At 59.7% G+C, this 20869-nt stretch carries 17 protein-coding genes and 1 pseudogene; 12 read left to right on the plus strand and 6 right to left on the minus strand.

The features are described 5' to 3' along the window. Window positions 1-229 precede the first annotated feature (229 nt). Together AC0YKC_RS26195 and AC0YKC_RS26200 are read right to left on the minus strand one after the other, a co-directional pair. Window positions 230-1879 carry an MFS transporter gene (locus AC0YKC_RS26195; protein WP_488513171.1) on the minus strand — a complete coding sequence of 550 codons (1650 nt, stop codon included), beginning with the start codon at window positions 1877-1879 and terminating at the stop codon, window positions 230-232. A gap of 817 nt (window positions 1880-2696) precedes the next feature. Further along, entirely contained in the window at window positions 2697-4217 is a 1521-nt protein-coding gene (locus tag AC0YKC_RS26200; RefSeq protein WP_488513172.1) for an NAD-dependent succinate-semialdehyde dehydrogenase, read from the minus strand. Between the two features lie 425 nt (window positions 4218-4642). Here AC0YKC_RS26200 and AC0YKC_RS26205 point away from each other — a divergent pair, with 425 nt between their 5' ends. After that, window positions 4643-4876, plus strand: a complete 234-nt coding sequence (locus tag AC0YKC_RS26205; protein WP_488513173.1) for a cold-shock protein — start codon at window positions 4643-4645, stop codon at window positions 4874-4876. Between the two features lie 179 nt (window positions 4877-5055). On the opposite strand, the pseudogene AC0YKC_RS26210 reads toward AC0YKC_RS26205, so the two are convergent. The 3 genes and pseudogenes from AC0YKC_RS26210 to AC0YKC_RS26220 all read right to left on the minus strand — a co-directional run bounded on the left by AC0YKC_RS26210 (window position 5056) and on the right by AC0YKC_RS26220 (window position 7766). After that, a pseudogene (locus tag AC0YKC_RS26210) lies at window positions 5056-5524 on the minus strand (Ros/MucR family transcriptional regulator). 642 nt (window positions 5525-6166) lie between these two features. Further along, window positions 6167-6868, minus strand: coding sequence for a FadR/GntR family transcriptional regulator (locus AC0YKC_RS26215; RefSeq protein WP_488513174.1), 702 nt, complete (start codon window positions 6866-6868; stop codon window positions 6167-6169). 76 nt (window positions 6869-6944) lie between these two features. After that, window positions 6945-7766, minus strand: coding sequence for an SDR family NAD(P)-dependent oxidoreductase (locus AC0YKC_RS26220; RefSeq protein ID WP_488513175.1), 822 nt, complete (start codon window positions 7764-7766; stop codon window positions 6945-6947). A 147-nt stretch (window positions 7767-7913) separates the two neighbouring features. Here AC0YKC_RS26220 and AC0YKC_RS26225 point away from each other — a divergent pair, with 147 nt between their 5' ends. The 10 genes from AC0YKC_RS26225 to AC0YKC_RS26270 all read left to right on the plus strand — a co-directional run bounded on the left by AC0YKC_RS26225 (window position 7914) and on the right by AC0YKC_RS26270 (window position 19484). Beyond that, complete coding sequence (locus AC0YKC_RS26225) at window positions 7914-9266, plus strand: four-carbon acid sugar kinase family protein (RefSeq protein ID WP_488513176.1); 1353 nt, start codon at window positions 7914-7916, stop codon at window positions 9264-9266. A 9-nt stretch (window positions 9267-9275) separates the two neighbouring features. Further along, window positions 9276-10163 carry a beta-keto acid cleavage family enzyme gene (locus AC0YKC_RS26230; protein WP_488513177.1) on the plus strand — a complete coding sequence of 296 codons (888 nt, stop codon included), beginning with the start codon at window positions 9276-9278 and terminating at the stop codon, window positions 10161-10163. 68 nt (window positions 10164-10231) lie between these two features. Further along, a complete protein-coding gene (locus tag AC0YKC_RS26235) occupies window positions 10232-11764 on the plus strand; it encodes a sugar ABC transporter ATP-binding protein (protein ID WP_488513178.1) in 1533 nt (510 codons plus the stop codon). Window positions 11765-11802: 38 nt separating this feature from the next. Beyond that, window positions 11803-12765 (plus strand): ABC transporter permease, encoded by a 963-nt coding sequence (locus AC0YKC_RS26240; RefSeq protein WP_488480671.1) that lies wholly within the window; start codon window positions 11803-11805, stop codon window positions 12763-12765. Window positions 12766-12998: 233 nt separating this feature from the next. Continuing rightward, window positions 12999-13856, plus strand: a complete 858-nt coding sequence (locus tag AC0YKC_RS26245) for a substrate-binding domain-containing protein (protein WP_488513179.1) — start codon at window positions 12999-13001, stop codon at window positions 13854-13856. A gap of 70 nt (window positions 13857-13926) precedes the next feature. After that, a complete protein-coding gene (locus AC0YKC_RS26250) occupies window positions 13927-14961 on the plus strand; it encodes an aldo/keto reductase (RefSeq protein WP_488513180.1) in 1035 nt (344 codons plus the stop codon). Between the two features lie 5 nt (window positions 14962-14966). Beyond that, a complete protein-coding gene (gene oiaX / locus AC0YKC_RS26255; protein ID WP_488513181.1) occupies window positions 14967-16259 on the plus strand; it encodes a 3-oxo-isoapionate-4-phosphate decarboxylase OiaX in 1293 nt (430 codons plus the stop codon). Window positions 16260-16263: 4 nt separating this feature from the next. Beyond that, on the plus strand, window positions 16264-17244 hold the full coding sequence (locus AC0YKC_RS26260; RefSeq protein ID WP_488513182.1) for an aldo/keto reductase: 981 nt from the start codon (window positions 16264-16266) through the stop codon (window positions 17242-17244). Beyond that, the gene (locus AC0YKC_RS26265; protein ID WP_488513183.1) at window positions 17244-18200 is read left to right on the plus strand and encodes an L-threonylcarbamoyladenylate synthase; all 957 of its coding nucleotides are present in this window, start codon (window positions 17244-17246) and stop codon (window positions 18198-18200) included. The genes AC0YKC_RS26260 and AC0YKC_RS26265 overlap by 1 nt, the downstream gene beginning before the upstream one ends. A 240-nt stretch (window positions 18201-18440) precedes the next feature. Then, window positions 18441-19484 (plus strand): aldo/keto reductase, encoded by a 1044-nt coding sequence (locus AC0YKC_RS26270; protein ID WP_488513184.1) that lies wholly within the window; start codon window positions 18441-18443, stop codon window positions 19482-19484. A 56-nt stretch (window positions 19485-19540) separates the two neighbouring features. Here AC0YKC_RS26270 and AC0YKC_RS26275 read toward each other — a convergent pair whose 3' ends face one another. Further along, window positions 19541-19819, minus strand: a complete 279-nt coding sequence (locus AC0YKC_RS26275; RefSeq protein ID WP_488513185.1) for a hypothetical protein — start codon at window positions 19817-19819, stop codon at window positions 19541-19543. Between the two features lie 97 nt (window positions 19820-19916). On the opposite strand from AC0YKC_RS26275, the gene AC0YKC_RS26280 reads away from it, so the two are divergent. Further along, on the plus strand, window positions 19917-20819 hold the full coding sequence (locus AC0YKC_RS26280) for an N-acyl homoserine lactonase family protein (RefSeq protein ID WP_488513186.1): 903 nt from the start codon (window positions 19917-19919) through the stop codon (window positions 20817-20819). The last annotated feature ends 50 nt before the right edge of the window (window positions 20820-20869 follow it).

Genomic DNA, 20869 nt, shown 5'->3' on the forward strand with positions numbered 1-20869 from the left:
AAGCCGGCGGCTGCGTTGGCAGCACTTGGAAAGAGCCATTCCTTGGCGTCCGCGATCGTTGCCTGTAACGGCAGTTCACAGTATGAACGCTTCGTGGCCGGGAGGACCCGCGCCACGGCCCCATGGGTGTTGCGCAACAACTGTTTCACCTCGATTTGACCTCTTCCAACCATTCGCAGACCACAGGCGGTCATGTCGCTTCGCTCTCGAAGCCTAATAGCCCCCACGTTCACAGCCGGAAGAAAAATCGCGCCGATTGATCCCGCTTGCGGGTTGCCCCGGTCGGTCGTTCAATCGAAAGCTTGGTGCGAGGCGCAATTCCCATGTTCAAATCAAGCAGATGTTGGTCCAATGCCTTGTCCGTGGTCGTCAGGCGATGATTCAGGCGCAGATAGTCCATCCAGGTCGGCGTGCGGAAGGTTTCTGTCCAAAGCGAAGGATCCTGGAGATCGCGCTGGAGGTTCCAGTGCCGAGCACCGACGCGCCTTTGCACTCGCCGCCGTTCCTGCATCCGGTCCAGGAAAGCTTCGACGTTCGTCTCCGGTATTGCGTACTCGATCTTGACGACGATCGGGCCGCTTCTCGGCTTCAGGTCGATGGCGAGCTGCGGCGTTTCGAAGCCAAAAGGATCCTGATCAGAATCTTGCCATTGACGGATAGGCATCAGGAAGCCGGTGGCCGCCACGATAACGAGCGCACCAGCGGAAGATTCCAGGGCTGTGGTAAGCGAATAGCTCTCAGCCACTGAGCCCCACAGCCAACTGCCGGCAGCGATACCGCCCGACAACAGGGCATAATGGATTGACAGCGTGCGACCAACAACCCACCTTGGGCTTGCCAATTGGATACTCACGTCAAGCCCCGTCCAGGTGACGACCCAGCCCGCGCCGCCGAGCGCCAGCGCAATAGCCGCCACCACCACTGAGGAAGTGAAAGCAAGGGATAGACAACACGCCGCACAGGCAATGCATGCCAGTGTTGTCAGGCGCTCCTGGGACAGAGACCGCCTCAAGACATTGTTGCAAATGCCGACGCATAACGCACCCGTCCCGAAGCCAGCCATCAGGACACCATAAACGATTGGTCCTCCCCCTAGTTGATCGCGGGCGACGAGAGGCAGGAGCGCGAGTATGGAGATGCTGGTCAGGCCAAAAAGCGCTCCTCGCGCGATGGCCGCCATGATCTCCGCAGACAGGGCCGTGAAGCGCGCTCCGTCATGAATGGCAGTGGTCAATGGCTCGCGCGGGAGAGGAGAAGCGCGAACACCCCATGTGCGTCGCCCTATGGTCCACAGCAGCGCTACATAGGTCAGTGTCGCCACAGCGAAAGCTGTCAGAGGTCCAAACGAGGCAACGACGATGCCACCAAGCGCCGGGCCGACGCTTCGAATGGCGTTGTATCCAACCGAGATGAGCGTGACCGCGGCTGGGACTTCGCGTTTTCGCAAAATATCGCCGACCGAGGCGTGCCAAGCAGGATCGGTGAAGGCGGCGCCTACTCCGGCTAAACAGCTGAATGCGAGAACCATCCATGGATTGAAAATCCCCATCGCCGCAAGAACAGTCAGCATCGCCGAGGACAACGCTATCGCGCACCAGCCGGCGAACATGAGATTGCGGCGGCTGTAATTGTCCGCAAGGGCCCCGGCGATGATCGACAGGACGAACACCGGCAGCGTGGTCGAAGCTTGAACCAGGGCAACCATCACGTCCGAGGTCGAGATGGTTGCCATCAGCCAACTGATGGCGACAGTTTGAATTAGCCAGCCGAGGCTGGCGACCTGGGTGGCAAGCCAGATCGAACGAAAGGTTGCATTCTCGAGCGGCGCAAATGTCGCTGACGAAGCCGAACTCGCATCTTCGTGCGCCACCCTGCTCATTGGGTTGAGGCCTCCCTCGGTCTACCGGGCGTGTTAGAGGGGCCCCCCTGCGCACGTGGCCATGGGGGAATGGCTCCATGAGCGCATTTTGTCGGCGCAGCGCAAGATATTTCTTTACCGCTGGCACTCTGGCGCAAACGATTGCTTCATCTGGAATTGCCACTAACGCGCTTTCATGATTGCTGGGTCCTTGTCACGTCCTCGCCTAGTGCCAGGAAAGAATTTCCCGGGAAAAGCCCACTTAGGCAAATATACACATCCGGTTCGCAATCCCCTTGGGTCACAGTTATCAAAGCGAGGCAGTGAACGTTGTTGCCGTCGAGGATCGCTCAACTCAGATTGTTCCGATGTGGAACCGACGTTTTCAACCACGGCTATTCTGGGAAGCTCATGAGGCTTGGGAGCCTCTATGGCGTGCTGCGAAATAAAGCACCCAGCATCGCCTGCTGTTCAAGGGATTGATGTGTTGGCAGCGGCCGGGGTGAAGATCCGCGAGGGAAAACAGGTTGCTACCGCGCGCCAGTGCGGCAAGAGCTGCAACGCTTTTTTCTTCGGTGGCGGAGATAACACCTGGTCGCGAACTTCCTCAATGGATGGCCGGAAGACCGCAGGGACCCGATTCACGAAGCTGTGCTAAGGGCCTGTTATAATGCACATGACGGGTGAAAACCCGTAAGCGCGGCACACATTCGGCGCGAAGCTGAGCGCGAGGCGAGAACGCGACGGCGAGTCCGGAGCCGACGGACATCGTGAAGCGACTATGGTTCACATCTTCGAAATCGCCTGCACAAGCCCATGCGAATTGTATGCAGATGCTTCAGATGCCGCCCATGCAGAGGTATTTCATTTCAAGGTAGTCTTCGAGCCCGTGGCGCGAACCCTCTCGCCCAATCCCGGATTGCTTCACCCCGCCGAAGGGCGCCGCTTCCGACGACATGCGTCCGGTGTTGATGCCCACCATGCCATATTCCAACGCCTCGGCCACACGCCACACACGCTGCAGGTTCGAGGCATAGAAATAGGCGGCCAGGCCATAGATCGTGTCATTTGCCTCGTGCACGACCTGATCCGCATCGTCGAAGCGAATGATCGGGGCCAGCGGCCCGAATGTCTCCTCTTGCGCAATCGTCATCTCGCTGGAGACTTCAGTGAGGACCGTCGGTTGGAAGAATGTACCCTCCTTGCCAATGCGTGCGCCCCCGCAGCGAATTGCACCGCCTTTTGCGACGGCATCGGCGATATGCGATTCTATCTTGGTCAGCGCATGCCTATCTATCAGCGGGCCGACGGCGACACCTGGATCGAAACCGTCACCAACCCGAAGCTGGCGAACCCGCTCCACGAATTTGTCGACAAATTTATCGTGAACGCCCGATTGGACGTAAAGGCGGTTCGCGGAAACGCAGGTCTGGCCGGCGTTGCGGAACTTGGCCTGGATCGCACCGTCGACCGCCGCATCGAGGTCGGCATCGTCGAAGACGATGAAAGGCGCGTTGCCACCGAGTTCGAGGCTGACCTTCTTGATCTGGTCCGAGCACTGGCGCATGAGCAGCCGTCCAACCTCGGTCGAGCCGGTGAAGCTGATCTTGCGCACCCTGGGGTTTGTGCACAGTTCGCGTCCTACGGCGTCGCCCTCAGACGCGTAGATCAGGTTGACCACGCCTTCGGGAAAGCCAGCCTGATGCGCTAGGGCGAACATTGCACCCGCCACGAGCGGGGTCTGTTCTGCGGGTTTCAGTACGATCGTGCAGCCTGCCGCCAAGGCGGGCGAGATCTTGCGCGCCACCATGGACGCCGGGAAATTCCATGGCGTGATCGTGCCGACCACGCCGATCGGCTGCTTGATCACCAGCAAGCGACGATCCGTCGATGGCGCCGAGATCGTCTCGCCATAGACTCGGTTGGCCTCTTCGGCGTACCACTGAAGGTAGGCCGCCGCATGCGCCACTTCTGATTTCGCCTCAGTTAGGGGCTTGCCCATCTCCGCCGTCAATATCGCGGCAAGGTCATCGGCGTGGTCGATAATCAATTGATGCCAGCGCCACAGAACGTCGCTCCGTTCACGGGCCGTCAATGCCGCCCATCCGGGTTGCGCGCTATAGGCTTTGGCGACAGCAACACTCGTCTCTTGGGCGCCCATATCGGGTAGCTCTGCCAGCAGTTTGCCCGTCGACGGGTTGAGGACCACAAATGTGCGCTCACTGACTGGTCTGGCCAGCGCCGGCAGGTGATCAAGGCGGGCAAACAGGTCAGGCGATTTGAGGTGGCGGATCAAAGTCGTTAACAGCGGCAATATCGATTCCCCAGAGGCTCTTGGCCTTTGCGGCCGAATGGACATCTACTGCGCACATATGGTTTTTGCATAGGACCACCTCTCGCGAAAAGTCGGGCATCCCTTGGGTCGGGTGGACCTGTCGCGGGAAAGGCGGACGGGCAGCTTCCGTCTGAACCGGCGAGGCCCCAACGGCCGATAACGTCGTCGTCCACAGTCCCAATTTGCCCCAAGCGATCACCTTCTCCTTGCGTGCCCGGTAGCTCTTGCCTTCTTGCTCCGCCTGTCTCGGGTATCGCATCGGGCCGTAAAGCGTGTCGTCACCTTAGCCCCTTACGAGCGGACCGTGGACGGCGCATGAGTCGTTGAAGCCGCCGGTCTGCGCCTTCCAGATTTCTCTTGTTTGCTAAGCCTAGCGCAGAAGTTTCGGCTATCAATCGGGACTAGCCTGACGACCTGCCCACATTGCAATGGTTACAAAGGAGACGCATATGGGAGCGGCGAAGTGGTTCTACAGCACCAAGGTATTTGGGTTTATCCAGCCCGGCAATGGCGGTCAGGATGTTTTTGTCCACATTTCCGCCGTTGAAAGAGCGGGGCTTTCCACCCTCGCTGATGGCCAGAACATCAACTATGAAATCGAACAGGACCGCGGCACCGGCAAGTCCTCAGCTGGCAGTCAGCAAAGCCGGCTGAATTTTCCCCTGGCTGGCAAGAGCCGATGAACGCGATAGAATGACGGTGGTCTGACGCCGCACGAGAAGAGCAGACGAGAACAGAGCTCGACCGGACGGCTTGATCAGCAGACTGCTGCAAGCCCGCGTGAAGCCAAGCGGTTGAAGGGAAGGCGTGATAATAAGCCCCGCCTCAGCTGCGCGCCGCAGAACAATGCTCGATTGCTGAATCAAGCCGCGACCTCCTTGCGGGTCCGCTTCGCCGTATCAGGCTTTTCCGGCACTGCCGGCTTTGCGGCCGAGACCCATCGTCTTGGCCAATGCCGAGCGGGCAGCGGCGTAGCTCGGCGCGACCATGGGATAATCCGCCGGCAGAGCCCATTTGGCGCGATATTCGTCCGGCGTCAGTCCATAGCGAGTCGACAGATGGCGCTTGAGCGATTTGAACTTCTTGCCGTCCTCAAGGCAGATGATGTACTCCGGCGTCACCGATTTCCTGATCGATACGGCAGGCTTGAGAACCTCCGGTTCTTCCGCCGAAACACCGCCGCCAGCCGTCCCTTTGAGTGCCGCGTGCACCTGACTGATTAAGGCAGGGAGCTCACCGACCGGGACCGGATTGTTGGAAACATAGGCTGAGACGACATCTGCGGTGAGTCCGATGAGGACGTCGAAGGTGTTGTCGGCTTCTTCTGTCATGAAACTCTCCGGGTGGTTTGAAAGACAGTCGCGGACGTGTCGTTGCATAGGGCTGGTTGTCGCTGAAAGCAATAAAGGCTCGGCAAGACTATTGCGATAGCGGTCCTGTCACTGCGGTCAATAGCGGCCAATTAGGCCGTCTTGCGCGTATTCATCCTGCCGCGGCTAGCGCATCCCAGGCTCGACATAGCATAGCAGCGATCCCGAAACGCCGCCAAGTCTGGTCTCGCTATTCTGGAGATCGGAATCGATCATTCGGAAAATTCCACAATGGCTGCCTCGGCCAGCAGAGCTGGCCGCCTGGGAAGCAGCAGAATCGAACGCAGGGCCGATCTGGTCGAGACCGGCAACCATTGCACCGATCACCCCGGGTGCCAGTATGAGCAGATTGCGGGCCACTCGGCCGGCCGCTCAACGAACGAAGTGGAGGATGGGCGGCTTCGTCACCGACAAGCCGATGGGCCGAAAGGTGCTAAAGAAGACGAAACGAAGCGGCTGTTCCAGCCCCGTTACAGCAGCCGCCCGCAGCGGCGAGCGCATTATCGCCTAAAGCCTCCACTTGATCGGTAATCAGAGGGGCAGTTGCGAAAACAGGCACCCCTGACTTAGACTGAATATCAGCATCAGCTCGCAGGGAACACGTCATTTCAACAACGACGTGCGGAAGTGCTCCATGTTCTCTTCAACGCTTTCGCGGCTGAGGTCACCCGTCTTCCTGTCGCGAATCATTTCGTACATGCGCTCATGAAGTCCGACCGCGCGCCACTTGCCGCTGACCTCAAGCGACTTCTGGACCCACGGCGCGACCATTTTCAGAACGAAGTCGGCGATCACCACGATCAGTGGGTTACCAGCTGCCTTGTAGATAGCGCGATGGAAATCGAGGTCGGCCTTGAGGAGTTCCTCGATTGGCGAGTTCGCGTCATCCGACAGTCTCTTCAAGCGGTCGATGCACTCTCTCATGACAGTAAGGTCCTCGTCCGTGCGCCTCATCGAAGCGAGTTCCGAGCAGTTGCGGTCGAAGATGTATCGCAGTTCCATCAGCATTTCGGGGGTCGAACTCTGGAGGTAGAGCTTGAACATGGCCAGTGGCATTGCCGGAAGGCCTTCGTCCTTGCGGATGTAATTGCCGAATCCGTGCCTGGTATCTACGATCCCCGATACTGCGAGCGTCTTGATCGCCTCCCTGATTGGTGTCCGGCTTATTCCCAGCTTCTGGGCCAGCTCCTTTTCGTTCGGAAGTTTGTCGCCGGGAGCGAGGTTTCCATTAGCGATCTCGCCTGTGATGTAGTCGAGTGCAATATCCAACCTGCTTGGGATTTTCTTTGCATCAACAGACAGCATTCCTAGTCACGCTCCGGTCATAAATGAGGAAGGTACGAGGTCATACCGCGTTTTGCCTTTTGCGACAAACACCCGACTACGGACGGCCAGCGGGTATCGGAATTTTTTCGCTGATTTGTCCCAGCCGCTTGGAGACCTTCGGATCGAACGGGAACATCAACCCCGCAGCAAGGAAGCCGCCGTCGACATTGAGCGTGTGCCCGGTGACGTAGGCTGCCTCATCGCTCGCCAAGAACACTGCCGCGTCCGCGATTTCTGACGGTTCGCCATAGCGGCGCTGCGGGACGAGCCGATGATACGCCTCCCGGGTTTCGACCGTGTGCATGACCTTGGATACCTCTGTGAGGATGGGGCCGGGCGCGATGTTGTTGACGGTGATCCCCGATTCGGCAAGCTCGACCGCCATTACCTTGGTGAGGAGCTCGACGCCGGCTTTCGACGCGCCATATGCGGAGCGCCCGACGCCTCCCTTCTGACCGGACAGAGAGGCGATATTGATGATTTTCCCATATCCCTTGGCCGCCATGATCCGTGCAAACGCCTGCGCTACGAGGAATGTCCCAGTCAAGTTGATCCGAACGACGCGTTCGAATTCTTCTCTCGTGCTCTCGAGGAACAACGTGGTTGCACCTACGCCCGCGTTGTTGACCAAGATGTCGACGGTGCCGAACCGTTCGATTGTTTTCTCCACCATAGCGGCGACGTCCTCGTCGACAGAAATGTCGGCGCGAACCGCCAACGCTTTTTCGCCTAGGCGCGCCGCGGCCTCATCTGCCACGTTCGAATCACGATCGACGATGACCACGTTCGCACCTTCGCGAACGTAAGCTTCCGCTACCGCGAGCCCGATCCCCCGTCCTGCGCCAGTCACCACGGCGGTGCGGTCCGACAGTCTCATTGCAATCCTCCTTGGCAGATGTGACGTATAAGGTATGAGGTATGACCTTGACAGCGTTATGGGCTCCTTCTATGAGTCTTGTCAAGAGTAGAGCTCCGGTTGGGGTGAGGAGGTAGGTTTCCTCGACCGGGAGTGTGGGAGATTAGCGTGCCTTCAACTGCGAAGTTAAAAGCCGTGTTTTACGGCGATGATTTCACAGGTTCGTCAGAGAACCTGGCGCAGTTCCATCGGAACGGCGTCAACGGTAAGTTGTACTTGGCGCGTCCCGCTACGGAGAAGGTTGCCGCCGATTCCCAACATTACGATGTACTCGGTTTCGCGGGCACCGCCCGGGCGCTGTCGGGAGCCGAGCTCGACGCCGAACTTGATAGCGCCTTCTCGATCATAGCCAGACTGAACAGCGCCTTCATTCAATACAAAATCTGTTCGACCTTCGACTCGTCGCCGACGGTCGGAAGTTATGGTGCCGTGCTCGACCGCGCCGCGAACCACTTTGGAAAACGTGACGTCCCCGTGCTCGCGGCCACCCCCGACTTCGGACGCTACACCTGCTTCGGAAATCATTTTGCGCGCTTCGCAGGCAGGATTGAGCGGCTAGACCGTCATCCAAGTATGTGCCGCCATCCTAAAACGCCGATGCGCGAGGCCGATCTTCGCATGCATCTGGCCGGGCAGACGGACAAGGAGTTCGTCAATGTCACACTTCCCATGATCCACAACCGCACCAAGATGGACGAATCTGTCTTCAAGTCTTTCCGGGACGGAGCGGGAGTCATTTTCGACGGCGTCGAAAATGACGACCTGGCCGCGGTCGCGGATTTGTTGTGGGCGAGGGCTTCGACGCAGCCGATTTTCGCGCTTGCTGCTCAAGGTCTGGCGCAGCAGCTTGGCGCGCTCTGGGCTCGGTTGGGACTCCTGTCCAGGTCCAGGCCCGTCAAGACCGAGATACCCGGAGTCGAGAAACTGCTCGTATTGTCCGGCAGCTGCGCCCTTCAGACTGGACGCCAGATCGCTGCTGTGGAAGCTGCTGATTGGAAGACCATTCATCTCGACGTCTCAAAGATCGCTTCAGGCGAGCAAGCTGCCGCGGCTGCGCGCGAAGCAGCTTTGAAAGCGGTTGAAGGTCTCGACCGAGGTCGCCCCACCGTGATCTACACCGCCCGTGGAGAGTCTGGCCGGGTGGTCGACGGCGAGGTTCCAGCGGAGCGCCTTGGAGCGATCTATTGCGACATTGCCCGTACGGTGAGGCGCGCCGTGTCCCTGCCGCGGATCGTCTTTTCCGGCGGGGACAGCTCCAGCTACGCCGTCAGAACGGTCGGTGCGGAAGCTCTTGAGATCGCGGTTTTCGACGAAGTGCAGAACTGCCACGTTTGCCGTCTTGACGCGCCAGGCGACGCCGAAATCGACGGCCTCGAAGTCATGCTCAAGGGAGGGCAGATCGGTGCCGACGACTTCTTCATGCGCGCCCTGAAGGGCACCGTCGGTTCGGTCGCGGCGTAGGAATCAGAAATGCATAAGAAGATCATATTCGAAGCGCGGGTCAACGAGTACGCGTCGCGTACATCCAACCCCAACATCCCGTACACCGCCGACGAGATCGCGGAAGCCGCGGTCGCGGCCCGCAAGGCAGGTGCGGCGATCCTACATTATCATGCGAGAACTCCGGATGGGGGGGCGACGAACACAGTCGAAGCCAACGCCGAAATCATCCGCAAAGTCAGATCGGCGACCGATCTGCTCATCCTCCCAACCCTTGGCTTCATCTCCAATGATTCGGACGCCAAGAAGCGTATTGATACGGTGGCCACTCTGGCGCTGGATCCGGCGACGAAGCCCGACATTGCTCCGATCGATACAGGATCGGCGAACCTCGAGCTTTGGGACCCTGAGCGGGCCGCGTTCGAAAACCCGGAGCGGCTCTATCTCAACACGACCGAAAGTCTGATGCATTATGCCCGGAGGTTGGCAGAAACCGGCGTCAAGCCAAAGCTAGTCACGTGGTCGGTCGGATTCACGCGGCGGGCGATCGCCTTGATGAATGCAGGTCTGGTCGCGGGGCCGGCCTACTTCCTGCTCCATCTGACGGGAGGGCGCTACATCACCGGGCATCCGCCGACGGAGGCCGGATTGATGGCGCACCTTGCGTTTCTGCCCGAGGACAGGCCTATCGAATGGACGGTGAACTGCCTGGGGGGAAACCTGCTGGACATAGCGCCAGCGATTTGCCGACTGGGTGGCCATATGGCCATCGGCATCGGCGACTACCCGTATCGCGAGCTTGGAACGCCCACGAACGCAGATGTCATATCCCATGCGGTCGAGATCGCCCAAAGAGTCGGACGCGAGCCCGCCACGCCCGCGGAGGCGCGGACGATCCTGGGATTGGACAGTAAGTAAAACGATCCGACATGGCGCCGCTCAGCCAGTGGCGTATTTGTAGTCTTTCAAAGGTATGACGTCATATCATGGTTGAGGCGAGCGCACAGCAGGAGCTCTTTGAAGGCGGGCAGATGCCAGCGGCTCGCATTCTTCTCCAGGCCGAAGGAGTCCAGAAGTCGTTCAACGGCGTCCCCGCGCTGGTCGACGGAAGGCTGACTCTCAAAGCTGGCACGGTACACGCCCTCTGCGGCGGCAACGGTGCGGGGAAGAGTACGTTTCTGAACATAACAATGGGTCTGCTGCGCCGCGACGGCGGTACGGTGCAAATCGACGGCGAACCGGTCGACTTCAAGAGCGCCGCGGACGCGCTACGCCATGGCATTGCGATCATCACGCAGGAGCTTTCTCCGGTTCCGGAGATGACGGTCGCCGAGAACCTTTATCTTGGTCGTGAACCTAAGCGACTTGGGGCCTTCGTGAACTTCGGTCAAATGCGTCGGGACGCCCAGGCATTTCTCGACGAGCTCGGTTTCGAAGTCAACGCGCGCGCAAAGATGGGGGAACTGAGCCTCGCGCAGATTCAGCTCGTCGAGATCGCGAAGGCCCTGAGCTACCGCGCTCACATCGTCATCATGGACGAGCCTACCTCGGCAATCGGCGAACATGAAGTCCATGTCCTGTTCAACGCGCTCCGCAAGATTACCGCGCGCGGTTCCGCAATCATCTACGTCTCCCACAAGCTCACCGAAATCTTCGAGATCGCGGACGAATACACCGTTTTCCGCGACGGCCGGTTCATCGAGACGGGAAACATCAAGGACATCGATCGTCGCCACCTCGTGACACAGATCGTTGGTCGCGAAGTGAAGCTGGTGGAGAAGGGTAAACCTCTAGAAGACGCTCCGATCCTCCTTTCTGTGTCGAACTTGGCACGCGGATCACACTTCCGCGACATCTCCCTGGAAGTCGCGTCGGGGGAGGTGGTGGGCATCTATGGGTTGCTTGGCTCCGGACGGACCGAGTTCTTAGAAACGATTTTCGGACTTCACTCTCCCACGAGCGGAGAGGTCATGTTCAACGGCGACAAGGTGAGACCCGGCCGCCCCAAGGAAGCGATCAGGCGCGGTATGGCCATGGTGACGGAGGACCGCAAAGACAGCGGCCTCGTCCTCTCGGCGTCGATCGCCCACAATATCACGCTCTCGTCGCTCGCCCTCATGGCAGTCAGCGGCTTCATCCGCGGCGACAAGGAACGAAGCGCCGTGCGCGACATGATCGACTCACAGCGCATCAAGTCGGCCTCGCCCGACGTCACCGTCGAGACCTTGTCTGGTGGAAATCAACAGAAAGTCGTTCTGGCGCGCTGCCTGCTAACCGACCCGCGGCTCTTGATCTGCGATGAGCCTACGCGCGGCATCGACGAAGGCTCGAAGCAGGAGATCTACGCGTTCCTGCGGGATTTCGCCGCAAAGGGCAATGGCGTTCTCGTGGTCTCCTCGGAGGCCCCCGAGATCATCCAGCTCAGCGACCGGATCGCAATCTTCAAACAGGGGCAGCTCGTCAACATCATCGACGGTGCCGACGCAACACAACGGACGCTCATGGACCTGGCGAGCTGATCGATGGCTGCTGGTTCCTCAAAGGGAGGATTTGAGCAATGAATACAATCGCTGCGGCAAAGCCCGGAAGCATGCGGGCAGGAGAACTGATCAGGCAGTTCAGCATCGTCCTGGTGTTCTTCCTGATCGTGGCGTTCTTCTCATTCGCCAGCCAATATTTCCTGACGTGGCCGAACTGGCTCAATCTTGTCCGGCAGTCGTCCATTAATGGCATTCTGGCTATTGGCGTCACCTTCGTGATCCTCACCAAGGGCATAGACCTGTCGGTGGGATCCGTCATGGCGCTGGCCGGAATGATCGCCGCCAGCCTGGTCACCGACACGAACGAGCACTTCGTGCTTTGGGGCATCCTGGCGGGGCTTGCCGTCGGCGCCGTCCTTGGGCTGGTCAACGGAGTGCTCGTCGCTGCGATCAAGGTTCCGCCGTTCGTTGTAACCCTCGGCATGCTTAGTGCCGCCCGCGGATTAACCCTGATCTTCTCGGATGGCCGACCGATTCCGAATCTATCGGACGCCTTCACATGGATCGGCGGCGGCCAAATCATGTACGTGCCGGTTCCGATCCTGGTCCTGCTGCTCGTCTTTCTGATTGGATGGACCGTCCTGAACTACACGACCTTCGGACGTTATGTCTATGCAGTCGGTGGCAACGAGAAGGCGGCACGCACGAGCGGCGTCTCGACGAAGATCGTGGTCGGCTCGACCTACGTCATCTCCGGGCTTCTGGCGGGCCTGGCTGGGATCGTTCTCTCAGCCAGGACAACCGCAGCCCTGCCGCAGGCCGGCATGGGCTACGAGCTCGACGCGATCGCCGCCGTCGTCATTGGAGGGACCAGCCTTGCCGGCGGTCGCGGTTCGCTGCTCGGCACGCTCATTGGAGCGCTGATTATTGGCACCATCAACAACGGCATGGACCTGATGGGAGTGTCTTCCTACTACCAGCAAGTGCTCAAGGGCACCATCATCGTGGTCGCGGTCATCGCCGATCAAATCCGCAAATGACGCAATTTCAGGAATTGCCGCCGACAGGTCGGCGACAATGCCCGATCGCACAAGCATGCGCTCGGGCGGCTTCAACCAGAGGAGAGTTTGAAATGCAGATGTCTCGGAGGAACCTGCTCAAGGCAGGCGTGGGAATAGCAATCGGCGTGGCCATGCTGGCCGGAACACGAATGGCATTGGCGGAGGACAAAATTCGGATCGCTGCGTTATCGTTCGGCGAGTCCGGGGAATACATGAAGGCCTGGTCGACGGAAATCCAGAACCATCCGGCCGTGAAGTCCGGCATGGTCGAGATCACGGTTTTCGACGGCAAATATGACCCGCTGAACCAGGCTAACCAGATCGATACCGCGATCACCCAGCAGTTCAACGCCATCATCATGGCACCGTTCGACCTCCAGGCGTCGGCTCCCCCGATCGACAAGGCGGCGCAGGCCAAAATCCCGCTGATTGTCTCGGCGCTCAAGACGAAGTCAACGAATTACACCGCGTCCATCATCGTCAACGACACCGAGGGCGGCCGCATCATCGCCGAGGAACTCGGCAAACGGCTGCCGAAGGGCGGCAACGTCGTTCTCATGGAAGGCCCGATCGGCCAGTCCGCTCAGATCGAGCGCCGCGCTGGCGTCGACGCCGGGCTCGCGAAGTTCCCGAATTTGAAGCTCATCGAGGCCAAGACGGGCAACTGGAGCCGTGCCGAAGGCCAGGCCCTTATGGAGAACTGGCTGCTGGCTCATCCCGGCCAGATCAACGGCGTGCTTGCCGAAAACGACGAGATGGCGCTGGGTGCGATCGTGGCGATGAAGAGCGCCGGCATCGATCTCAAGACCGTTCCCGTTTTGTCGATCGACGGCATCCCCGACGCCAAGCGCGCGGTGAAGAAGGGCGAACTGGCGGTCTCGCTCTACAAGTATGCGCGTGCGGAGGGCCAGGGTGCCGTCGATCTCGCTCTGCATGCGATCAAGGGCGACAGCTACAAGCCGCAGGCAGAAATCTGGGGCTCTCTGATGGATTGGAAGGACGGCAAAGAGAAGGATTACGTCGTTCCGTGGCTGATCCTCGATTCCAGCAATGTCGAGAAGTACATGTAATCACAATGCTTGACTGCGGACGGCCCCTGGGCCGTCCGCATGATCTACTCCGAAATAAGGATTGAGCACCATGCAACAAAGAAAACTCGGGAAGACCGAGGTGACGCTGACCTCCCTTGGGCTGGGGACTTCACCGCTCGGTGGCTGCAACGTCGACGTGACCTTTGAGACTTTCGAAGCAGTCGTCCTCAAGGCCTATGAACTCGGAGTCCGCTACTTCGACACAGCGCCGCTCTACGGTCTCGGTAAGTCCGAGCACTCGCTCGGACATGTGCTCCGGAACAACGATCTTGTCGGTAAGGTGGTGGTCAGCACCAAGGCGGGGCGTATCCTCAAGCCTCAGAGCCGAGCCAAGCGCGCCGAAAGTCTTTATGGCATCGATTGGGTGAAGTCGCTGCCGTTTGTCGACGAGTACGACTATTCGTACGACGGCATCATGCGCGCCTTTGAAGACAGCCAGCAACGCCTGGGCATGGACCACATCGACATCCTGTATCTCCATGACGTGAGCGGTGAATGGCATCGCGAGTCATATGACACGCATCTCTCTGCCTTGAGGGCCAGCGGCTACAAGGCTTGCGACGAGCTGCGCCGCACGGGGTCTGTCAAAGCCGTCGGCCTCGGCGTCAACGAAACGGCGTCGGTCCTGCAGGTAGCCGAGGAGTTCGATCTGGACTGCTCGATGGTCGCTGGACGGTACACCCTCCTGAACCATGGCGCCCTCGACCATTTCTACCCGGAAATGCAGCGCCGAGGTATCGGCATCATCGCCGCCGGCATTTACAATTCAGGCATCCTGGCCGAGGGCAGCAAGTCAAGGACGACGACCCGGACCTACGACTGCCAGCCCGCACCCGAGGCGATTGTTCGCAAGGTCGAGGCACTTGAGGCCGTGTGCGAACGCCACGGCGTATCCCTTCCGACCGCGGCGACGCAATTCGTCTACGCGCATCCCTCGGTGACCGCGGTCGTCCAGGGCGCTTTGACGCCGGAACATGTGGCGGCGAACGTCGCCGCGATTTCCACGCCGATCCCAACGGCATTTTGGGATGACCTCAAATCGTCGGGTCTCATTCCCGCGGCCGCCCCAGTGCCTGCGGCGTAAAGGCGATGACGGTGGAGTTGGCTCGGCCAAGACCCTCGGATGTCCTTGTCACCTACCGTGTCGAAACGGCTGGAAGTCCCGAGACGTTGGCGGCCAAGATCGCAAGCGATCAATCCACCGGAACGTTCGTGCACCTGCCGGGAGAGACGGCTGAACTCAAAGCCCGCGCGGCCGCGCGGATTGTCGCTTTCGAGCAGCTGGACACCACCGAAATCCCTTCTCTTCCCGCGAGGGGAGCGGCTTTCAATCGGGCGCAGGTGACGATTGCTTATCCGCTCGAAGCTGTCGGCACCGACCTGTCGGCCCTGGCGACGGTGGCGCTCGGCGGTGTCTGGTCGATCAAGGAGTTCACGGGCCTTAGGGTCATAGGCCTTCAGTTGCCGTCCGAGTTCGACGGGATTTATCCCGGACCCCAATTCGGGATCGAAGGCTCGCGGCGGCTTACAGGGGTTTACGACAGACCGATTATAGGAACCATCATCAAGCCTGCGCTGGGTCTTACCCCTGATGAAACGGCGAAAGTCGTCGGCGAGTTGATCACATCCGGCGTTGATTTCATCAAGGACGACGAGAAGCTGATGTCGCCGCCTTACTCCCCATTGGAAGCGCGAGTGAAGGCCATCATGCCGCTCATTCGGGACCACGAGCAACGAACCGGGAAGAAGGTCATGTACGCCTTCGGCATTTCCGACGTCGATCCCGACGAGATGGTGCGGAAGCACGATATGGTGGTTCGCGAAGGCGGTAACGCCGCGGTCATCAACATCAACTCAATCGGCATGGGCGCATTCCTGTTCCTGCGCCGGCGTTCATCGCTCGTGCTGCACGCCCACCGTAACGGTTGGGACCTCATCACCCGGCATCCGGGCCTCGGTTTCGACTTCTCGGTCTATCAGCAGCTTTGGCGCCTGTTGGGCGTCGACCAGTTCCAGATCAACGGCATCGCGGCGAAGTACTGGGAGCCGGACGACTCTTTCGTTCAGTCTTTCCACGACCTACAGAAGCCGATCTTCCATGACGCCGACCGCCCGTTGCCTGTCGTTTGCTCGGGCCAATGGGGCGGCCAGGCACCCGAGACCTATCGGCGGACAGGACAGACAGTCGACCACCTCTATCTGTGTGGTGGTGGTGTGGTTAGTCATCCTGGCGGACCTGCAGCCGGGGTGAAGGCTGTTCGCGCGGCATGGGACGCTGCCGTCGCTGGAATCGAGCTCCAGGAACACGCGAAGTCTCATCCGGAGCTGGCGCAGGCGCTCGCCAAGTTTGGCTCGAAATCACCGATATCAGAAGGGAAATGACGCCATGGAGTACCGTCAACTTGGTCGGTCTGGCCTGAAAATTTCGCAATTGGTCCTGGGCTGCATGAGCTTCGGCGTCGCGGAACGCGGCAACCATGCGTGGACGTTGTCTGAAGAGGATAGCAGGCCTTTCATCAGGCAAGCCCTCGAACTTGGCATCAACTGCTTCGATACCGCCAACGTCTATTCTGACGGTACCAGCGAGGAGATTGTCGGAAGACTTCTCAAAGAGATGGCGCCGCGCGACGAGGTCGTCATCGCTAGCAAGGTCTACGGCAAGATGCGGAATGGTGCCAATGCCGTCGGCCTGTCACGCAAAGCGATCATTGCCGAGGCAGAGGCTAGCCTGAGGCGACTTGGGACCGACTACATTGACCTCTACCAGATCCATTTCTGGGACAACTCGACTCCGATCGAGGAGACGTTGGAGGCGCTGACCGACCTCGTGCGAAGCGGCAAGGTACGATACATTGGCGCAAGCAACTGCTACGCTTGGCAGTTCGCGCGCGCGCTCTACAAATCGGACGCCTCCGGATGGTCGCGCTTCATTTCGATGCAGGCGCAAATGAACCTCCTTTACCGTGAGGAGGAACGCGAGATGCTGCCGCTCTGCAGGAGCGAAGGCGTCGGCATAATAGCCTTCAGCCCCTTGGCGCGCGGACGTCTTAGCCGACCGTGGGAAGAAAGCAGCTTGAGGTCTGAGACCGACAACGTGACAGCACGATTCTATGGACATGCCGACGAGGCGGATCGGCGCGTGGTGGATGTCGTCGCCAAGATCGCCGCCGCAAAGAGCGTCTCTCGGTCGCTTGTCGCTATGGCGTGGCTCAACTCGAAGGCGGGCGTCACTGCTCCGATTGTCGGCGCGACCAAACTATCGCACTTGAAGGATGCGGCCGCGTCCCTTGACGTGAAGCTGACTGCAGATGAAATAAAGGAACTCGAAGCCCCCTATGTGCCCCATCAGGTCGTGGGCCTGAATTAATGCGGATTACCCGCCGTTTCAGCAACGAAGACCACGACATAGAAACAGCGGCCGAAATGCTCCGCAACGGTGAAGTTGTGGCCTTTCCAACGGAGACAGTTTACGGGCTTGGAGCCGACGCCAGCAATTCCGCCGGAATTGAAAACATCTATGAGGCGAAGGGACGCCCACGGCACAATCCGCTGATTGTCCATGTTGCCGACATGGATATGGCCCGCAGGATCGCCCAGTTCAACCAGAATGCCGAGTTAGTCGCTGCCCGGTTTTGGCCAGGCCCCCTGACGATACTGCTGCCGAAGAAGGATGATTGCGGACTGGCCCCTGCGGTGACTGCGGGCCTGGAGAACGTAGCGATCCGGTTTCCGTCTTCACAGGTTGCCCAACGCCTTATCCGAGCAGTTGGATTCCCGGTGGCGGCGCCGTCGGCCAACCTTTCGGGGAAGATATCCACGACGCGTTTCGCGCAAGTGGTTCACCAACTCGACAGCCGCATAGCAGGAATTATTGAAGATGACACCTGCGACCACGGGCTAGAGTCCACAATCCTGTCCTTGGTCGGAGCGCCTACAATCCTTCGTCAGGGTTCGGTTCCGCAAGAGCTGCTCGAAGAGCTTCTTGGCTCGATGGGGGAGGACAGCGACCCGCGCGAAATATCAGCGCCGGGGCAATTGAGAAGCCACTACGCGCCTCACGCTGCGGTCTGGATGCAAGTCGACCAGCCGAGGGCGAACATGATTTGGGTCGGTTTCGGACCGACATGCGAGGGTTGCCACTTGACGCTGTCCGCTTGCGGCGACCTGCAAGAGGCTGCTCGAAACCTATACGCAGTCATGACCGAGGCTGACGCTCTTGCAAAAGCGGGCGAGGTGATCGGATTCGCGCCGCTACCGATGGTCGACCTTGGCCGCGCCATAAACGACCGATTGAGACGCGCCGCCGCGCCGCGCTTAACCTGACTAGACTCATGTGCAGTAGCTTTAAATGCCGGAGTCGGCCCAAAAATCACTTGCATATAAAGGTATGACCTTATACCTTATACGTCGCCGACTTGGAGGAGCCGTGCTGGGAGGTATCGTGGAAGCAATTCACGACATCAATCTTCACGGGTGGCGCCGTATGGCGGTGCTCGCTCGCCACGGCCTCCAGGCGGCCCACCGGTAGCGCGCCTTCCAACGACATACGCAATGGGATGACCAATGACCGACCTCGAACTCAGGCCACTCGGAAAGACCAAAGTGCAGGTGACTTCGCTGGGGCTCGGCACGGTGCCCCTCTCGGGCTTCAACGCCGACGTCTCATATGACGAGTTCGAAGCCACGATCCTTGCAGGGTATTCGTCCGGAATCCGCTACTTCGATTGCGCGCCGATGTACGGCTTTGGGAAGTCCGAACACTACCTTGGGCATGCGCTCCGGGCGAACAAGCTGCGCCAAGACGTCGTGGTCAGCACCAAGGTTGGGCGCGTCCTCAAGCCCGCCAGCAGGACGAAGAAACTCGAGACCGTGTACGGCATCGACTGGATCGATCCATTGCCGTTCCTCGACACTTACGACTACACGTATGACGGTGTCATGCGTGCGTTCGAGGACAGCCAGCAGCGACTCGGTCTCGACTACATCGATGTCCTTCTTGTCCATGACGTCGGTCGCGCCTGGCACGGTGACCAAAGCGAATTCTACTGGGACCAGCTGCGCGCTTCCGGTTACAAGGCGCTCGACGAGCTCCGGTCGAGCGGCGCCGTCTCGGCCATAGGTCTGGGCGTCAACGAAACGGACTCGGTCGTCGGTGTCGCGCGCGAGTTTCAGATAGACTGCTCCCTGATCGCAGGGCGCTATACGCTGTTGAACCACGGGCCCCTCGAAGCCGCCTTTGACGAGTTACTCGAGCGAAACGTATCGGTGATCGCCGGGGGCATCTTCAATTCCGGAATCCTTGCGACCGGCGTTGGCGCAGCCACAGCCACGTATGACTACGGCAAGGTCCCGGCCGCCGTCGTGGAGAAGGTGAAGGCCATCGAGAGCGTTTGCGTGGAATATTCAGTGAGTCTGCCGGCGGCGGCAACGCAATTCGTTTACGCGCATCCGGCTGTGGCGACCATGGTCATGGGAGCGAAGAGCGCCGCCGAAGTGGACCAGAACATCAAGGCGATCAACGAGAAGATACCATCGGCGTTCTGGGACGCCTTGAAGGCTGCGAACCTCCTTCCGTCGAAGGCTCCGCTGCCGAAGGCCGGACCATGAATTGCGCCACCATCGGCCGTACTTTCCAATGTGACGCGGTGGTCGAGCCGGTTGCGTCAGCGGAAGCGCGCAAGGGCGTCGAAGCGCTCGTCAGAACTTATGGAGAGCTTCTTGCGATTTACTCGTTCATGCATCTCGCATTGAAGGAGAAGGGTATGCGCTTTTTGGTCGGCGAACTCGCCGACCGTGCAGCCGAGATCAAAGGGTCGGTCGCGGCAGCACGCTCTGCCTTGCCGGGGGTCGCTGGCCAACAGCACGCGTTCGCCCATCTGGGAAAGGCAGACCGTCTGCTCGCTGACGCGGACACGCTGCTGCAGCGCGGCGTCCTCGTCCAAGACGCGCCGCTCTTGGGGTTGCTTTCAAACGCCGTAACCGAGCTCGAGCGTTCGGCCGCAATACTCGACACAACGACTTTCGACACAAGCAGCTGCTGTGCAGGGTCTCTATCTGGTCATGGGGAGGAATACCATGGGAGCACATTCAATCTGGGTGCTTGAATACTCGCGCAGCCCGGTGCACCCGGTCAGCGGGGTCTATTACGGCGAGCACAATCGGGGAACGATGAACCTGCCGTTCGCCTACATACTTATCAAGACCAGCAACGCCGTCGTCCTGGTCGACGTCGGACACGACGCCGGCGACTTCGGAGGGCAGATCGCCAACTCGATTGGCGTCACCGGATGGACAGGTCCCGACATCGTCCTTGGCGAGTGCGGCGTGGGGCCACAGGACGTCACCCATGTGATCCTGACGCATGCACATTTCGATCACATCGGAGGCCTAAAATTCTTCCCCAACGCCAAGATCTACATCCAGAAGAAAGAGCTGGACTCCTGGATGTGGATCCTCGCCAAGGGCCGCCGCTTCCGCTCTCTGCAGGCGGGATTGAACCCTGCCGACATCCTCTACCTGACCCAGGCAAACATTGAGGGCCGTCTCGAATTGGTGGAAGGCGAGAGGGAAAATCTGCTGCCGGGAATTCACCTCTATCCCGCATTCGACACGCACACTGCGGGCTCGCAATATGTGGTGGTGCAGAACGGCGAGGGAGACGACAAGATCGTCCTGTCCGGCGACGTGGTCTATACCTATAGAAACCTCAACGGGGGCGACGCGAATGATCCGTGTTTCGTTCCGCCGGGCCTCGCCAACGGCAGTCAAACGCGGCTGATCGAGACCGCCGACGAGATGCTTGGGATCGTCGGCAACGACGAGCGCCGCATCATTCCCATGCACGAGGAACGGCTGTCAAAGATCTATCCGTCGCGCGCGACAGATCGCGAGCTCATGCTCGTCGAGATATGTCTGGCTGACGGAGAACCTTCAAGAGTGTGATGAAAGTTGCGTAGTTCACAATCGTCCTCCCAAGACGATGCGCAGGGAAA

This window comes from Mesorhizobium sp. CNPSo 4661 (assembly GCF_057784215.1).

Bases quoted from the DNA above. Each gene is read 5' to 3' on its own strand.
- AC0YKC_RS26200 (WP_488513172.1), bottom strand. From the start codon at position 4,217: ATGTCCATTCGGCCGCAAAGGCCAAGAGCCTCTGGGGAATCGATATTG.
- AC0YKC_RS26250 (WP_488513180.1), top strand. From the start codon at position 13,927: ATGCAACAAAGAAAACTCGGGAAGACCGAGGTGACGCTGACCTCCCTT.
- oiaX (WP_488513181.1), top strand. From the start codon at position 14,967: ATGACGGTGGAGTTGGCTCGGCCAAGACCCTCGGATGTCCTTGTCACC.
- AC0YKC_RS26195 (WP_488513171.1), bottom strand. From the start codon at position 1,879: ATGAGCAGGGTGGCGCACGAAGATGCGAGTTCGGCTTCGTCAGCGACA.
- AC0YKC_RS26270 (WP_488513184.1), top strand. From the start codon at position 18,441: ATGACCGACCTCGAACTCAGGCCACTCGGAAAGACCAAAGTGCAGGTG.
- AC0YKC_RS26235 (WP_488513178.1), top strand. From the start codon at position 10,232: ATGGTTGAGGCGAGCGCACAGCAGGAGCTCTTTGAAGGCGGGCAGATG.
- AC0YKC_RS26260 (WP_488513182.1), top strand. From the start codon at position 16,264: ATGGAGTACCGTCAACTTGGTCGGTCTGGCCTGAAAATTTCGCAATTG.
- AC0YKC_RS26245 (WP_488513179.1), top strand. From the start codon at position 12,999: ATGAAGGCCTGGTCGACGGAAATCCAGAACCATCCGGCCGTGAAGTCC.
- AC0YKC_RS26215 (WP_488513174.1), bottom strand. From the start codon at position 6,868: ATGCTGTCTGTTGATGCAAAGAAAATCCCAAGCAGGTTGGATATTGCA.
- AC0YKC_RS26230 (WP_488513177.1), top strand. From the start codon at position 9,276: ATGCATAAGAAGATCATATTCGAAGCGCGGGTCAACGAGTACGCGTCG.
- AC0YKC_RS26205 (WP_488513173.1), top strand. From the start codon at position 4,643: ATGGGAGCGGCGAAGTGGTTCTACAGCACCAAGGTATTTGGGTTTATC.
- AC0YKC_RS26220 (WP_488513175.1), bottom strand. From the start codon at position 7,766: ATGAGACTGTCGGACCGCACCGCCGTGGTGACTGGCGCAGGACGGGGG.
- AC0YKC_RS26240 (WP_488480671.1), top strand. From the start codon at position 11,803: ATGAATACAATCGCTGCGGCAAAGCCCGGAAGCATGCGGGCAGGAGAA.
- AC0YKC_RS26265 (WP_488513183.1), top strand. From the start codon at position 17,244: ATGCGGATTACCCGCCGTTTCAGCAACGAAGACCACGACATAGAAACA.